Source organism: Treponema sp. OMZ 906 (assembly GCF_024181185.1).
Taxonomy (GTDB): Bacteria; Spirochaetota; Spirochaetia; order Treponematales; family Treponemataceae; genus Treponema.
Map to the genome: position 1 here is coordinate 605,405 of NZ_CP051196.1, position 15,799 is coordinate 621,203.

Sequence of the window (15,799 nt, forward strand, 5' to 3'; positions counted from 1 at the left end):
GGTACTCCGGTTAGAAAGACGTTGTCTTTTAACCGGAGCTTGCATCATATATATATCGTATAGATGATGAAGGCAAACCGGTTTTTAAATAAATTGGAGGAAAAAAAATGGGAAAAGATAAAAAAAAGAGGGCGTCCCTCTCGGCATTCTCGATCCTGTACATTATTTTACTTGTACTGGCTGTAATCACTTGGATTATTCCCGATGTACAAAACGCAACGCTCGGAACAATCGTTATGGCGTCCTACAATGGATTTTCCAATGCGCTTGACGTCTGTTTCTTCGTATTGGTACTCGGCGGCTTCTTGGGCATTGTAACAAAAACCGGCGCTCTTAACGCAGGTATTACTCATCTTGTCAAGAAGTTAAAGGGTAATGAGCTTATTCTTATTCCGATCCTGATGACACTGTTCTCAATCGGTGGAACGACTTACGGTATGTCCGAAGAGACCGTTGCTTTCTATGGACTGTTGGCGGCAACGATGGTCGCTGCCGGTTTTGACTCGATGGTAGGTGCTGCAACCGTATTGCTCGGCGCCGGTGTAGGTGTTCTCGGTTCAACGGTAAACCCCTTTGCAACCGGTATCGCTATCGACAGCGTTAACAAGAGCTTTGAAGAACTCGGCATTCAGAGTAGTGTAAACAACGGTGTAGTTATCGCGTTGGGTATTGTTCTTTGGCTTTCTTCTCTCATTATAGCATGTGCGTTTGTAATGTCTTATGCAAAGAAAGTAAAGCGAGATAAAGGTTCTACCATTCTTTCCTTGCAGGAACAAGAAATCATGAATACGGAATTCTCCAAGAAAGATACGGACGTTGAAGTTGCCTATACCGGAAAAATGAAGTTTACGATGGGTGTCTTCGCATTCGGTTTCTTCGTAATGATTATTTCCGTTATTCCGTGGGATAAATTCAATGTTACCATATTCCAGGGCTGGTCTTCATTCTTAACAGGTGCTGCAATCGGTGAATGGTGGTTCGGCGAACTCGGTATGTGGTTCTTTATCATCGGTTTGATTATCGCGTTTATCAACAGATTCACCGAAAACGAAATTGTTTCCGCATTCATGGAAGGTGCCAAGGATATCATGGGTGTTGTTCTCGTTATCGCTGTTGCTCGTGGTGCTTCCGTACTGATGGGCGAAACCGGTTTGGATAAATACGTTCTCGAACATGCTTCCAAAGCGTTGGAAGGCTTGCCTGCATTTGCATTTGCACCGCTTTCATACATCTTGTATGCACTGTTGTCCTTTGTTATCCCGTCGACCTCAGGTTTGGCAACCGTATCAATGCCGATTATGGGGCCGCTTGCTCAGAACTTAGGCTATAACCCCGCTGTTATGGTTATGATTTTCTCCGCAGCATCCGGTATCCTGAACCTGTTTACCCCCACGAGCGGTGTCGTTATGGGCGGTCTTGCGAGCGCACGTATCGAATACAGCACATGGCTCAAATTTGTCGGAAAACTACTTGCTATGCTGTTTATCGTTAACCTCGTTGTTCTGACTGTAGGAATGATGATTCTGTAAAGATAATCTCCGGGCATAAAAGCCTTGAGGCCGTTGGCACCTAAAAATTTCGGTTTTTACGTGCTACATATTTAATCAACATACCCCCGACGCAAGCGTCGGGGTACAATGCTCAACGTTTCGCATTGTATGTTCTATAAGGTGGTTGCAGTCGGCTTTAATACCCTTTGTTACGACGCAAGCGTCGGGGTATTAAACCCTCCGCACGAATAAATGAAAACAGCCTATTAACTCAAACGGGTTAATAGGCTGTTTTTTTACTTTTAGAGGAAAACGCATCAGATGTTTGACCAATATTGTCGTACGGCTTCCTTAAAGCGGAGTCCGCGGTCAAACTCATTTTTAAACATGCCGAAACTCGTAGCGCCGGGGGAAAACACGACGATCTCTTGTGTTGTAGTATGGCTGTTTTGCGGCACCGTATTGTTGCTTTGCGGCGTATGTTCGCATTCTCGGTGGACGGCCTCAAGTAGTGTCGATAGGTCTTGAAAGGGACCGAAGTACGGAGTGTGTTGTGCTTGCAGCAGCGGGATTAATTTATCGGTGCCCGTACCGGCGAGTAAAAACAAGGCTTTTGCTTTTTTAAGCTCCGGTGCAAGCGCGGTAAAATCGAGTTTTTTGTCGGTACCACCGGTGATGAGGATAATCGGTTTTTCAAAGGCATTGACCGCTGCTGCCGCCGCTTCGGGAATTGTCGCTGCGGAATCATTATAGAATTTGAATTGGTCTGTTTCGTAAAAAAATTCGAGCCGGTGAGGGATACCGCCGTAGTTTTGCATAACGGCTGGAATTTTTTCCGGATTTACGCCGTATAAAGCAAGAGCGAGCGAGGCTGCCATAACGTTTTGCTTGAGCGCTGCGCCGGGCACCGCAATTCGGGGCGGCAGTAATAACCGATCATCGCCCGGTGTCAACCGCATCCATGCGGAGCCGTCGGGAGCTATCCATGCGCCGACAAGATGCGTCGGCAGCGGGTGTGCGCTGTACCAAAAGACCTGTCCGACAGTTTCCTGTGCAAAGGTCTTTCCCCATCCGTCGTCGTAATTGCATACGGTGTAATCGGTCTTATCCTGATTGCGGTAGATAATTTTTTTGTCGGCGACATAGCGTTCCATCGAACCGTACCAGTTTTGATGATCGGGCATAATGTGAGTGATAATCGCTATTTTCGGTTTCAGCTGAGGGCAGTGTGCGAGGTCGCCAAGCTGCCAACTGGAAAGCTCCAACACAACCGGTGTGTCAGAATTTGTTTCGGTTAAGAAGGTGAGCGGACTTACCGTGATGTTGCCGCCGAGAAATGCCGGTATGCCGCATTGCTGCAGTCCGTAGTATAGCGCGCTGACGGTTGACGATTTGCCCTTGCTACCGGTTACGGCAAGCACCGGCGCAGAACTCAGCTGCAAAAAAATCGAGATATCCGTTTCGATGCAGTGCGCTGCGGCAAGATACTGGTTCCCCTCGGATTTTACGCCGGGGTTTTTAATCACCATATCCGCCGTACGGAAATCTTCGATATTATGACCGCCGAGCGCAAAGCGTACATTAGGATAGTGTCGCAGCTCTGCGACGGAGGGTGCAAGCTCCTCCTCGGTTTTCATATCGGTTACGATAACCTCTTTTGCACCGTGTTCCGCAAAAAAACGCGCGGACGCAAGCCCTCCGCCGTTTAAACCCAGTCCCATAATCGTTACCGAAAGCCCTGCAATATCGTTTAAATTCCGTATCATCATTCAACGATAGTATCAAAAAAAAAGCCTTTAGGAAAGAATGGAGATCTTTAAAAACTCGGTTGGTTTTTTAGAGATGTCCCAAAGCATTAAATCCCGCATTAATACGCCGGAATGTCCGTTTTTGTATTACCTTGACTATTATACCCCGTAAAGTTAAAATGTTAATATGAAAGATACATTGATAGATGGTGCCGTCCGTAAGATTCCTGATTTTCCTAAGAAGGGAATTTTGTTTTATGATATTACGGGGCTTCTGATAAATCCTGAAGCGTTTCACTATTGCTTGGATAAGCTTACGGGCTTTTATAAGGATGAAAAAATCGATGCGGTTGCAGCGATCGAATCGCGCGGTTTTATTTTTGCGGCTCCCTTTGCCGATAGGCTCGGTATTCCGCTGATTCTCATTAGAAAAAAAGGAAAGCTGCCGGGTGAAACCTATTCCTGTTCTTATGACCTCGAATACGGGCAGGCAACGATCGAAGTTCACACCTCCGATATACAAAAAGGCCAGCGGATATTGCTGCTCGACGACTTGATTGCAACCGGCGGCACGCTGAACGCTGCGCGGAAAATGCTGAATCAGGGCGGTGCCGAGGTGGTTGGCTTTTGCGGCGTTATCGGATTGCCGTTTTTGCACTATGACAAACTTCTCGGCGATTTGCCGATTAAAACACTGATCGAATACGACAGCGAATAGGGATGAATTTTTAAAATGATTACATTAATTAAAGATATACTGACACAAAAACCGGACGGGCAGGAGGTCGCCGTCTACGGATGGGTGCGTACCAAACGTGAAACAAAAAACCTCATTTTTATTCAGGTAAACGACGGTTCATGCTTTGCCTCGATTCAGCTCACCTTTGACCGCGATAAGGGGATCGATGCGCAAACCGAAAAAGAATTAAGCAGGATTACGACCGGTGCCTCAATTAAAGCGGTCGGAGCATTGATCGAATCTCCCGCATCGGGACAGGCAGTAGAGGTTGCCGCAAAAACGATTTTTGTGTACGGCGAGGCTTCCGGCGAAACCTATCCGTTGCAAAAAAAACGGCATACGTTTGAGTTTTTACGCGACATAGCTCACTTACGTGCCCGTACCAATACGTTCGGAGCGGTTGCCCGTGTGCGGAACCAAATGGCTTTTGCTGTACATAACTTCTTTCAAGAACATGGGTTCCAGTACGTGCATACGCCGCTGATTACCGCTTCGGATTGCGAAGGCGCCGGCGAAATGTTTCAGGTAACCACGCTCAATATGCAGGAGATTGTCCGCAAGGCTTTAAAAGATAAAGTTGATCCTGCCACCTTCGCAGTCGATTACAAACAAGACTTCTTTGAACGGGAAGCCTATCTGACGGTTTCCGGTCAGCTTGAGATAGAAACGTATGCAACGGCGCTTTCACGGGTTTATACTTTCGGGCCGACCTTCCGTGCGGAAAACTCGAACACGACGCGGCACCTCTCCGAATTTTGGATGATAGAACCGGAGATGTCGTTTTTCCGGCTTGAGGACAACATGGATTTAGCGGAGAAATTTGTTGTCTACCTCCTTAAATGGGCGTTAACTCATTGCAGAGCCGACCTTGAATTCTTTAATGCACAGATTAAACCGGGTCTTATCGAAACGCTGGAACACGTGGTGGAGTCCAAGTTTACCCGCATCACTTACACCGATGCGGTGAAAGAACTTGAAAAGCACGCTTCCGAGTTTGAGTTTAAACCGTTCTGGGGTTGCGATCTTCAAAGCGAGCATGAAAAATATTTGACCGAGCAGGTTTTTAAAGGCCCCGTTATCGTAACGGATTATCCCAAGGAAATAAAAGCCTTCTATATGAAGCAAAATGATGACGGTAAAACGGTACGGGCGATGGATGTGCTGGTGCCGGGGCTCGGCGAGATTATCGGCGGTTCCGAACGGGAAGACAACCTTGCCGCGCTGGAAACCCGTATGACCGATCTCGGGCTTGATGTCAAAAACTACTGGTGGTATTTGGATTTGCGCCGTTACGGAACCGTACCGCATTCGGGATTCGGGCTCGGATTTGACCGGCTGCTCCTCTATGTTACCGGTATGGCGAATATCCGCGATGTTATTCCGTATCCGCGGACACCGAAATCTGCGGAATTTTAACCCCGGCAGCGTGGTGTACCGCAACGCTGCGCACTTATACGGGATGTACCGGTATGCAGCGTACCGGTATATGATGCGTTTGTATGTACCGTACTTACACGCTCCGACCATAAAACCGGCAGTATGAGTAACCGTTCTTGGAATACCGAGGCGCTTGTGCTGTCGGTTTCTTCTTTTAGCAGTGACCATCGGAACGTGTCGCTTCTTGTGCCGCAGGAGCACGGGTGTACCATTGTACCGGCAACCCTGTTTGGCGGCGCGCGGAGTAAACTGCGGGGGATGGTTTCTACCTATCAAAGCGGGCAAGTCTGGCTTTATTCAAACCCGATAAAAAATTCAAATAAAATTACCGATTTTTCAGTGAGCGCCTATCGGATGGAGTTGCGCGAAAGTTTAGCCCGCAGCTGGTGCGCTGCCGTATGCAGCGAAATCACGATAAAGACCTGCGGCACGGTGAACTGGCAGCTGGTGAACGCTTTTTTAGATGGGCTGTGCGTTTCCGACGATGAAGGATGCGAGCGCGGGCTCCTGCGCTTTTTATGGCGGCTATTGCAGACCGCAGGCGTTGCCCCCGATATATTCCACTGCGGCACATGCGGCCTCGAGATTGCAGTCGACGCTGAAATTGCGACAAACGCCGCGTCCTGCCCGACGGAAACGTGCTGCGCCGTGTATAGCCCCGCAGAGGATGAGTGCTTTTGCAGCTCCTGCCGCCGGTTCGATGCCCATACGTTTCCGCTTTCTGCAGAGGCTTTTAGGTATCTGTATGCCGTAACGGAAAAAGCTCCCGGCTATTCACGGCACTTGCCGCTCAGCCCCGCCGCTTATGGGGAGCTTAAGCGGTTCCTCTTCTTCTTAACCGAAAAGATGGCAGGGGCACCGCTCAAAACCTTTCAGATGGGGTATGTGTAATTTCTAAAGTTGCAGAGGGGTTAATGGGCATCTCTACAGACGATACCTTGAGTGTTTGAAAGATGCCCTTATATCAATCTGTTAACTCAGACTCCTTTTTATATTTTTTATAGTTTTTTTGTGCTTTGTATAATATGCTTGCAACTATCAATGTAACTAACCCGATAATCCCACTCAAAATAATTTTAGAGACTTCAAAGTTGCTTTTGTATACTTTATACGCAGAAAATACAAACAATGCAAAAACAATGATAAATCCTTGCAAATAAGCATTCTTGATATTTTTATAGTGCTCTGCCAAATCGGAATTATCGGTCAACAATTTTTGCGGTTCTTTTCCGTTATTTTCTACTACGAGTATTTCTTTATTAAAGCCTTGAAAAGAATTAGCTATTTTCCCATCACCATGTGCATACGGTCTAAATCTAACTTTTCCAAACACTATGCTACATTGGTTTAATGGAGCTCTATACACCCTTGTTTCATTCTCTTTTAGCATTTGTATATAGCTATCATTTTCGCTTGATGAGTTTGCGCCTATAAATTGTGTAGAATAAGAATAATTTTTATCGGTTTTTTCAAAATTATATACGAAATTATTGATCGCCTTTAATCGATAACCTTTTTTAGCCGTTTCATTTAGCCATGTTTCCAAATCACTTATCGGGTCTAAAAAAAATTTAATTTTCTGCATATTATCTACCTCGTATATTTTTTATCAATAATTGAAGTTCATGCAATCGATTCGCCTCTTTTTTAACCTGTTCTTTTCCTGCTTCGGTTATAATATAATTGACTTTTCCATCGACTCTTGAAGATTCAACAATCCATCCTTTGTCTGCCAGATTCTTTATGGCTCCATAGAGAGTCCCCATTCCCAAAACAACTCTTCCATCGGTTTTTTCTTCAATAAATAATTTAACTCCATAGCCATGCAGTTCCTTATATAAGGCTAATAAAACCAATAATGTCGTTTCAGTTAAAGCCCCGCTAGATATATTATCTCTCACACTTATTGCTTCCTTTCTTTATATCACTATGCGTAATATATCACTATCCGTAGTATTTGTCAATATAATGAATATTTTACTCAACTTTTAGTTGATAAGTCACAAATCTTACATTGAGACAATAACATCACAGAAGAATTTTCTGGATCACCGCTAAGTGGCACAAATTATCAACCTAACGTTCGCTTAACCTGCATTGCCGCAAAGGTAATGGCAGGTTGAAGCGGGTGTTAGATGTCTTTTATTTATTTTTCTATGATGAATGATCTATAACACAGAAAAATTCTATATGAATCAAAGCGTACACACTTAACCCCAAAATGTGTCTTCTGCCGATTGTTGTTCGGCAAAAGTCCATACTTCTTGTATCTTGCCATTTTCTATTTTGAATAGATCAATACCCGGATCATTGAGCTTATCAGCACCTTTCTCCGCTATGGAAACAACACTTGCAGCAACAACACACTCGTTGCTCGCAGCCCAATGGGTAATATCATCTGAGTACGGGCACAAAAAGGTTTAATGAACTCGAAAGATTAATGCCTACAACAACTCGAACTGTTTTAACAAGACAACTCCGTCAGCTTGAAAAAGATAAACTAATCGACCGCAAAGTCTTTGCCGAAGTCCCCCCTCATGTTGAATACTCTTTGAGTAAATTGGGAACTCAGTTTCAAAAAGTATTAGACGAGATTGAGATTTTTGGTTTGAATTATATTGCCGAATTAAATAAAATGTAAAAAGGAAAAAGTAGGTAGCATTCTTATCGATACATTATTTTTTATAGTGAAACCTGTTTATGGCATCATTTTCGATCTATAGAATGTTTGAAATATCAAATTCCCGTAGATAGGTCTTTTGGCAATTGTTCATAAATGGCGTTGGTTGTTAACCTGATATGATTTTAAACTGCAATACGATTTGCCCTTGTTGTCGGTTTTGAAAACTGTGTTATGTGTTTTTTCAATTACATTGAATCAGCTTTTTTCTGATGTTCTTCCATAATCGGATCCCAATAATCACGATATTCCTGTTCGTATTGTGTGTTTTTTGCAGAAATCCCATATACAATCAGTTTTGAAATTAGACGATATCTTAATTCAAAAAGACTTTGTGTTTCTTTCCAATAGCTAAAAAAAGATGTGCTGACTCCTTTAATTATGTTTAGCGGTAAATTATCATCCGAATAAGCGATTTTATATATTAAAGGCATTTTAACTACATCTGAATAATGCCAATGATGTCTATGTACAAACGGCTTGTTTAAATATCGTTTACCGTTAATATAACATTGAGCCTCATCAATAGGCTCAATTTCCAAAATTTCTATTTCATCAATTGATTTCGGAATATACCAATGAATTTCTACCTGATGATTATTCAACACTTTCCATGTACTTTGGTTGTCGTCATCGTCATAGTTTTGGAAAAACCAAGCTTTATCGGAATCAACAACTTCTTTGTCCTTTAAATCCGGATCTCTTGATCTTGAATAGGTGTAGGTATACTTTGTATAAAAATTAAAGTGATTATCTTCTCTATAACCTTCACCGGAATATGTGTTCTTATCCGGGAGAGACCAGTTTCCGCATTTTAAATATTCTTTTAATTGATTTGCCGTTTTTGGTTTAATAAATTCAGGTTGAAAATGCGATAAGTAACCGCCGAACACCCAACCGTATTCAGCTTTATCATCTGTCCATTCATAAGGCGGAATTAAAATTTCAACCCATGGGGCTGTAATTTCGTCGATTGTTTCTTCTTTCCCAACAGCAATAATTTTTACAGGTAATCTGTGCGGTAATCCGCAAAGACGATTTGATTTTAAAGACGGATAGCCTCTCACTTTTAATCCTTCTTTGGAATTAACATACATTGTATCAATTACTTTGCCATTTTCATAAAAATTATTTTTGTCCGCAAAAACCGATGTAATTATTAAAATCGATACTAATAAAGTTGAAAAAAATTGTTTCATATTTTTTTTCTCCAAAATTACGCCGTGGATTGTACACATAACATTCGCTTGACCTGTATTTGCCGCAGAGGAAATGTTGGGTTGAAGCAGGTGTTAGACACTATATGCTCTTCTCACCAAACAAAACACGAACAAAATCTCTTCTTGAATACAAAATCCTTATAATTCTTATAACTTCGTCTTCAATTCTATAAAATATTGAATAATTATTTGTAAGCACGAACTTATAATTGGTAGGGAATGAAACATATTTTTCCACAGAAATCCCTCCATTTGGAGAGAACGTCAAATTTTCATAAGTTTCTATAATTTTTGAAATAGTATTATGTGCTGCTATGGGATTTTGAAGTTCATTCTCTATATAATTTTTAATTTCAAGTAAGTCTGCTGCCGCTTGCGGAGCAATCTTTATCTCAAACATCAAAGTCCCGCCATTTTTCTGACTTGAGTTGTGTCCAGCCATCCATTTTGCAAAGCAGATTCTTCGCCTTTCTTCAATTCAGAAAAAAGAGTTTTCGTAGCCGTCAATTTTTCGTAATCTCTTATAGAAATTACCGCATAACACCCCCTGCCATTTTTAGTAAGAAAAACCGGCGATTCATCAGCAACATCCTGCAAAACTTCATTATAATTACGCAAATCTGAAACAGGTTTTATAGTAATCATACATACCTCTAATATTCGTAATATTTTACGAAATAATTATCTTAAAACATTTATAAACTGTCAAGTGGATTAAACATCCATACCACACAATGATTTAGTTAGTTATAATGCAGAATCCCTGACTCTCTTGTTTTTTACTAATGGTGAATAAATACATTTCCATGACCGTCCGAAGGACTTATCTATAATTTATCGTGCTGTAAGGTATCCATCTAACAACTGGTTATACCGCAGAGAGCTCGACCCGTTTTCAATTACGAACCTTTGTTATACGTTTCATCTTACTATAGTTAATTACTTGTTTCATTAAACAGATTTGTTTCTATTTAATTTTTATTTTATTTAAAACAAATGCAATAAGATTAATCAACAGCTAAAAACTTTTTTATACACTGGCTGCAGCCATTCCCAAAAAGGCAAAAATTTTCTATATGAAAATAACTCATATCTGATCCAAAAGAATATAATGTATTAAATAATGGAAAAACCGGTAAGAAGATAAACCCTAAACAACTTTTTAACAAAGACTTATTTTTCCTTAAAAAAATCCAGCCAACAATAGAAATAACATATGTTAAAAAATAGGCAGTAGTATGAAATAAAAAGAGTTTATTAATTCTAAAAATAACATCTATACCATATAGAGAAGTGTAAATCATATCTTTATCTCTTTTTCATTTTTCTTATTTAAATAAGCGAGGAAAGTCGTATGCCTTTTCTCATGTTTCCAGCACAGAGGGCTGTACGTATAACATTCGCTTAACCTGCATTGCCGTACCCGTATAGGGTTTGGCGTGGAAATTGCATAAAAGAAGCGGAGCCGCTTTAGCGGCGCAGCGATATAAGCAATTTCCATGACAAAGGCAATGCCAGGTTGAAGCGGGTGTTAGAAGAATTTTTCCTGAGCAACCAATTCCTGTACGATACTATCAATATAATTGTTTTTATTTACACCTTTAATTTGTTTGTTTTCAGAAGAATACATTTTAACTTTACCTTGTCCAAATATTTTTATTGCGTCAGATCCAATTGACACAATAAAAAATAATATTTTTATCTTATTTTGAAAATTAAAAATACTATTAATTATATTTTTGTAATCATTATATTTTTCTAAATTATTTTCTTTGTTATAAACGCGTTGTATATGAACTATATATCCACATTTTTTTGAACATTTAGCTTTGTTTATATCTCCAAGAATATGCGTTTCAAAATCATTAACCCCTCCTGCACTTTTTTCTGTTCCAAATTCCAGTATAAAATCAGGAGTTAAATATGCATTTTTTCCTTTTCCTATTTTGAGGTTAATCGGATCATTAATTTCTTTTAAATCATCTTCATTAAATATAACAAGATCACTTCTTGCATAATCTATTCCATTGATTCCATATTCGCGATGCATACAACATGTCTTATATTTATTCTTAGATACTTCATCATATTGATTAACTCCAATTGTCAAATTGGTATCAAAAGGACTAATTAATTCCGGCAATATTTTTGATAGTTTTGTGTAAACTATTGAATGAATATCTGATTCTGAGAAATATAAAACAGGATTTAGCAAAATATAGTTTAAGGCTTCAGCTAAAGCTTTTTCAAATTCATTTCTACTTTTCATTTTATTTCCTCCGTGCCGTAGGCATCCTTCTAACGGGGCGGCGGATAAGCTGCAAGGGGCGAGAAAGTCGAAAGGCTTTTGAGCTTCGCCGTCAGCTTAATCCGCGTGTTGGACGGCGCTGAGTGCCGGACGACAGGCGGAGGTTCCGCCGCCCCGTTGAACGGGCGCGCAGCGTCCGTTCAACTAACGCTTAACCTGCATTGCCGTAAAGGCAATGGCAGGTTGAAGCGGGTGTTAGATTTTCTTTACTGTGACTGTGGTAATAAACCAATTTTTAGATATTTTTTCATGAGTTCGTAAATATCATTTTTTTTGTCGCCATCGCGTCTTATTCCTACAGCTACAATAATAACCGCAACTTCACTCTCTTTAACTTGATAAATTATTCTATATCGTTGTCCAACAGAACGGATAGAACGATAATCCTGTAAATTACCTTTTAAAGGCTTTCCCACTTTTAGAGGATACTCTTTTAATACCTCGATCTTTTGCAGTACCTGCTGTTGAGATTTATTGTCTAGTTTAGCAATAAATTCAGCGGCAATTTGGGTTAATTTTATTGTATACACATTAGACCCGCCTTGAATGTGTCAAAATCTACAAGATTGTTTTCATTTATCTGCTTAATTCCAGTAGACAGGTCTTTTGCCAATTGTTCATCTGCAAGTATTTCCAAAGTTTCTTGAATACATTCATAGGTATCCCAACGAATCAAAGCAAATACTTCTTTTCCATGATTAGTAATGGAGATTGTATCATCATAATTCATTGTATTCTCAAGTGATGTGATTTTCTTTCTTGTTTCTGTTATGGTCATAGTTGAAATCATAAAATTCTCCCATCACTTATAATGTACATTATTTTGTACAAAATAACAAGAGCAAATGGCAAACTTGCACGACAAGAGCATGAAGACTTTTAGACAAACTACAATAGGTATACTTATACCCGGAACATCTAAAATATACCTATTGTTTTATTGATAAAATACTATTTCTTATATTTTACAGCTAAACCTGACATTATATATGTCCGTTCATTATAAAATATTCCATAGCTCGCTTGTTCATAATCGAGTGATAAGTTAATAACATCATCTGCGCCAAATTCAGCCTTTGCTTTTTCATATAATTTGCTATATGCAGCACCGCCCCAAGAGAACAAGCCTAAGACATTATGTGCTATTCCCCTATACTCAACCCTACCTAATATCTCATACTGATTTTCTGCTAAGTTTACAGAAACACCATGATCTCGAATAGGGTTTACACTTGTACAGCTAACCATTAAATACAATGCACTAATCATTACAGCCAATGCACCAGTCATTGCAACTAATCTCTTGTGTTTCATTTCGACCTTCCTTTCGCAATGTCTTTTTCATTGCAAGTGTTTTTTCGGCCGAAAGGATGTTTTTGATTGGTTCCGCACCTGCCTGCCGTAGGCAGGTCAACCTAACATTGTTTTAAACCGCAAACTGGCTCGACCAGTTTGTCGGCTTTGAAAACGGTGTTATGTGTTTTCTTCTAATCATACATCTTTAGAATTTTTGTTCGTTTTGCTTTTTTTAAAATCTCAAAAAAATACTGTTCATCAAGAGTATTATCTTTTAGAAAATCTTTATGTATTTTTTCAAAAATTTCCATATTTTCTTGATATAAACCGCTTTGCGGTGAAATAAAGTACACAGTTTTTAAAAGAGTTCGTATTTTTATACTAGTATCTTCATTGCTGATTTTCATTCGTTTTCCATCAATCATAGCCCAACCATTATCATATTCGGGTCTTGTTATTATTTTATCTTTATAATAACAAACTTCTTCATCTTCATATGAATTTTCAGATACAGACAAGATAGATTGTTGTGGTTTTGTAACTACCATCATAAGAGAACCACCCGGATAAACACCCAATCTAAAAATAATTAATCTCTCAATTTTCATTTCATGCCATTCAAAAGAATAAGTTTCATTTTCAGAATCAATAGTAATTTTTTTTATATCTATATCCGAATTTCCTTGTGAAATCCAAAGAGATAAATTATCACAATTTTTTTGAAGAAAAAGAATGATATCATCAATTTCATCTTTTTTTGAAATTGTTTTTATACAAGGACTTGACGAACTAACTTCAAATGTATATTTAAAAATTATTTCATCAAACAAATTTGTTGTTCTAATAGCATGACAATAATACTTTTCAATATCTTTTTGTTTTGATTGTTTATTTTGATATAAAGAAATATAACTTTGAATTTCCTCAAAGTTTTGAAATCTATCAATAGGATCTTGTGCCAATAATTTTTCAACTATACTGTTGAAAATTGATTGCTTAAAATGTAGGTCTATTGTTTGAAAGCCTCTAATGGTTTTCTGACAAACCAACCAATACATTATCTGTCCAAATGCATACCAATCTGCAGCAGGTGTAATTTCATCAATATTTTTATCAGCTTGTTCAGGTGCAGAGAAAGAATAATTACCAAGTCTATCAGAAGGTTTTGTATCCACTAATTTTATATAATAGTTTTTATCAAATGAAGCTATATCACAATCACCAATTAATAGTTTTTTATTTAACATAAATAAATTTTGAGGTTTTAAATCTCTATGAATAATATTTAATTGATGCATTATTTCTATCTTTTGACCTAACTCATTAAATAATTTTATCCATAATTCAAAATCAATTTCTTTTTCTCTTATAAATGAAGCAAGCGTATTTTCTGCTAAAGGCATAATTGTAAATGGTATGATTAATTCTTCCGTAATACGAAGTGAATGAAAATAAATTTGCGGTAAAAATATATTTGAATTCTGTACTAACTGAAGGTTAATATATGCTTGTTTAAATCTTTTATATGCTGAAGACTCCTTTTCCTTTATATTTTCTAAAAATAGTTTAATAGCAAATTTACAAGTTGAATTTTCAAGTACCGCTTCATGCACAATAGATGTACCACCTGAATTAATTCTTTTTCCAATATTTATTTTTGCAAGTGGTGTTACGATTTCTGGATTCTTTTTTATATAATCATTTACAATTGTATCAATATTCATTTTTTTCCTTTCTGTTTAATTTTGCTGACCGAAGGGCAGTCCACATAACACTCTTTCGACCCTTCCTCATAATATCATAAAAACTACGCGCTTTCAATATAAACTGCTACAAGATAAGAAATTAAATCTTTCTACCATAATACTCGCCTGAACACATCACTAACAGCCAGATTAGGCCTATCTTCACTAAATGATATAAAGACAAATCACATTCGGTCGATAGGGCTTTGAACGCCGAGACCACCGCGATTGAGGACATGGGTGTAAACCATAGCGGTTGAAGCATCGCTGTGACCGAGAAGCTCTTGAATGATGTGAAATGGTTGTGGTCGGTTTTAAGATCCTGTGTTACGATACAGAGCGCAGCCGAGGAACGATAGGTATTAAACCTCATGAATCGAATGTTAAAAGAAAAAAAGTTACCTGCTGGGCAATCCGTCTAATATTCGCTTAACCTACAACGGGGCTTGCCCCTGTTGTCCGGTTGGAGCGGTTAGATTACATTTTCTCTATATATTTATCTCTGCGTCAGGGTTGTTGATTCTTTTTCCACGTTGTATAATCTTTTTTGGCTTTCATAGCTTTTAGCTTATTCCACGCGTCTAATGCCTCTTCTCTTGTTGCATTTTTTTCATTTGCCAGATAATCACTGATGAAGTTATTAAATTTACAGGATGGAATTTGGGGAAGCTTTCCTTCAGTTTTGTTTAACCGAATGTATTCACAAATGACATCATTATACGTTATTTTTTCACCATGAGAAAGTTTATCTTCAATCCATCGATTAAGCCAATATTTTGCCCCTGATTTCGGTTGTAATCCCGGCATCCGTTTATCCATTTCACTATATATGAATTCCCATGTTTCTTTTTTGTTGCTAAAATTTTCAACATAAGTATGACTATTCAATATATCCCTATTCCGGCTTTTACTTCGATAATAATTCGTTTTATTCACTGTTCCGGTTTTCAAAAAATGAATAATCATCTTTTCAAGCTGATCCTTTCGTATTTTTGAATCAACAGGTATTTTAAGCGATTTTGCTAATGCTTTGAGTTCACTCATGTACCAATATTTATTCTCAAATTCTTGTATTGTCATAGAGTCTTTTGCTTATGTACCGTAATTATTGTATGACTGTATGCATTAACGGTTAT

The 15,799-nt window shown here is 38.9% G+C and carries 18 protein-coding genes and 1 pseudogene; 5 read left to right on the forward strand and 14 right to left on the reverse strand.

The window, feature by feature from the left end:
- The first annotated feature begins 107 nt into the window (after nt 1-107).
- The gene (locus E4N69_RS02610; protein WP_162662451.1) at nt 108-1,529 is read left to right on the forward strand and encodes a YfcC family protein; all 1,422 of its coding nucleotides are present in this window, start codon (nt 108-110) and stop codon (nt 1,527-1,529) included.
- 278 nt (nt 1,530-1,807) lie between these two features.
- Here the strand turns inward: E4N69_RS02610 and murD are convergent, their stop codons facing one another.
- A complete protein-coding gene (gene murD / locus E4N69_RS02615) occupies nt 1,808-3,259 on the reverse strand; it encodes a UDP-N-acetylmuramoyl-L-alanine--D-glutamate ligase (RefSeq protein ID WP_253824395.1) in 1,452 nt (483 codons plus the stop codon).
- 166 nt (nt 3,260-3,425) lie between these two features.
- On the opposite strand from murD, the gene E4N69_RS02620 reads away from it, so the two are divergent.
- From E4N69_RS02620 to E4N69_RS02630, 3 genes are all read left to right on the forward strand, one after another.
- Nucleotides 3,426-3,956 carry an adenine phosphoribosyltransferase gene (locus E4N69_RS02620; protein WP_253715071.1) on the forward strand — a complete coding sequence of 177 codons (531 nt, stop codon included), beginning with the start codon at nt 3,426-3,428 and terminating at the stop codon, nt 3,954-3,956.
- Between the two features lie 15 nt (nt 3,957-3,971).
- Complete coding sequence (gene asnS, locus E4N69_RS02625; RefSeq protein ID WP_253824396.1) at nt 3,972-5,393, forward strand: asparagine--tRNA ligase; 1,422 nt, start codon at nt 3,972-3,974, stop codon at nt 5,391-5,393.
- 123 nt (nt 5,394-5,516) lie between these two features.
- Nucleotides 5,517-6,305 (forward strand): DNA repair protein RecO, encoded by a 789-nt coding sequence (locus tag E4N69_RS02630; protein WP_253824397.1) that lies wholly within the window; start codon nt 5,517-5,519, stop codon nt 6,303-6,305.
- A 73-nt stretch (nt 6,306-6,378) separates the two neighbouring features.
- Here the strand turns inward: E4N69_RS02630 and E4N69_RS02635 are convergent, their stop codons facing one another.
- From E4N69_RS02635 to E4N69_RS02645, 3 genes are all read right to left on the reverse strand, one after another.
- Nucleotides 6,379-6,999, reverse strand: a complete 621-nt coding sequence (locus E4N69_RS02635) for a DUF2812 domain-containing protein (protein ID WP_253824398.1) — start codon at nt 6,997-6,999, stop codon at nt 6,379-6,381.
- Between the two features lies 1 nt (nt 7,000).
- Nucleotides 7,001-7,315 (reverse strand): PadR family transcriptional regulator, encoded by a 315-nt coding sequence (locus E4N69_RS02640; protein WP_162662462.1) that lies wholly within the window; start codon nt 7,313-7,315, stop codon nt 7,001-7,003.
- Nucleotides 7,316-7,624: 309 nt separating this feature from the next.
- Complete coding sequence (locus E4N69_RS02645; protein ID WP_230977950.1) at nt 7,625-7,828, reverse strand: hypothetical protein; 204 nt, start codon at nt 7,826-7,828, stop codon at nt 7,625-7,627.
- 26 nt (nt 7,829-7,854) lie between these two features.
- Between E4N69_RS02645 and E4N69_RS02650 the strand changes: the two genes are divergently transcribed.
- Entirely contained in the window at nt 7,855-8,055 is a 201-nt protein-coding gene (locus E4N69_RS02650; RefSeq protein WP_230977952.1) for a winged helix-turn-helix transcriptional regulator, read from the forward strand.
- A gap of 227 nt (nt 8,056-8,282) precedes the next feature.
- Here E4N69_RS02650 and E4N69_RS02655 read toward each other — a convergent pair whose 3' ends face one another.
- From E4N69_RS02655 to E4N69_RS02700, 10 genes and pseudogenes are all read right to left on the reverse strand, one after another.
- A complete protein-coding gene (locus E4N69_RS02655) occupies nt 8,283-9,293 on the reverse strand; it encodes an SH3 domain-containing protein (protein ID WP_253824399.1) in 1,011 nt (336 codons plus the stop codon).
- A 100-nt stretch (nt 9,294-9,393) separates the two neighbouring features.
- Nucleotides 9,394-9,714 (reverse strand): type II toxin-antitoxin system RelE/ParE family toxin, encoded by a 321-nt coding sequence (locus E4N69_RS02660; protein WP_253824400.1) that lies wholly within the window; start codon nt 9,712-9,714, stop codon nt 9,394-9,396.
- Nucleotides 9,714-9,959, reverse strand: a complete 246-nt coding sequence (locus E4N69_RS02665) for a type II toxin-antitoxin system prevent-host-death family antitoxin (protein ID WP_253824401.1) — start codon at nt 9,957-9,959, stop codon at nt 9,714-9,716. The genes E4N69_RS02660 and E4N69_RS02665 overlap by 1 nt, the downstream gene beginning before the upstream one ends.
- A gap of 886 nt (nt 9,960-10,845) precedes the next feature.
- Nucleotides 10,846-11,583 carry a hypothetical protein gene (locus tag E4N69_RS02670; RefSeq protein WP_253824402.1) on the reverse strand — a complete coding sequence of 246 codons (738 nt, stop codon included), beginning with the start codon at nt 11,581-11,583 and terminating at the stop codon, nt 10,846-10,848.
- Between the two features lie 245 nt (nt 11,584-11,828).
- Nucleotides 11,829-12,152 (reverse strand): type II toxin-antitoxin system RelE family toxin, encoded by a 324-nt coding sequence (locus E4N69_RS02675; protein ID WP_253824403.1) that lies wholly within the window; start codon nt 12,150-12,152, stop codon nt 11,829-11,831.
- A complete protein-coding gene (locus tag E4N69_RS02680) occupies nt 12,140-12,412 on the reverse strand; it encodes a type II toxin-antitoxin system Phd/YefM family antitoxin (protein ID WP_253684203.1) in 273 nt (90 codons plus the stop codon). The genes E4N69_RS02675 and E4N69_RS02680 overlap by 13 nt, the downstream gene beginning before the upstream one ends.
- Before the next feature lie 161 nt (nt 12,413-12,573).
- The gene (locus tag E4N69_RS02685; RefSeq protein WP_253824404.1) at nt 12,574-12,936 is read right to left on the reverse strand and encodes a hypothetical protein; all 363 of its coding nucleotides are present in this window, start codon (nt 12,934-12,936) and stop codon (nt 12,574-12,576) included.
- A 173-nt stretch (nt 12,937-13,109) separates the two neighbouring features.
- Nucleotides 13,110-14,642 carry a protein kinase domain-containing protein gene (locus tag E4N69_RS02690; RefSeq protein WP_253824405.1) on the reverse strand — a complete coding sequence of 511 codons (1,533 nt, stop codon included), beginning with the start codon at nt 14,640-14,642 and terminating at the stop codon, nt 13,110-13,112.
- Between the two features lie 206 nt (nt 14,643-14,848).
- A pseudogene (locus E4N69_RS02695) lies at nt 14,849-14,953 on the reverse strand (integron integrase); the annotation flags it as partial.
- Between the two features lie 217 nt (nt 14,954-15,170).
- A complete protein-coding gene (locus E4N69_RS02700; protein ID WP_253824406.1) occupies nt 15,171-15,743 on the reverse strand; it encodes an SAP domain-containing protein in 573 nt (190 codons plus the stop codon).
- Between the last annotated feature and the right edge of the window lie 56 nt (nt 15,744-15,799).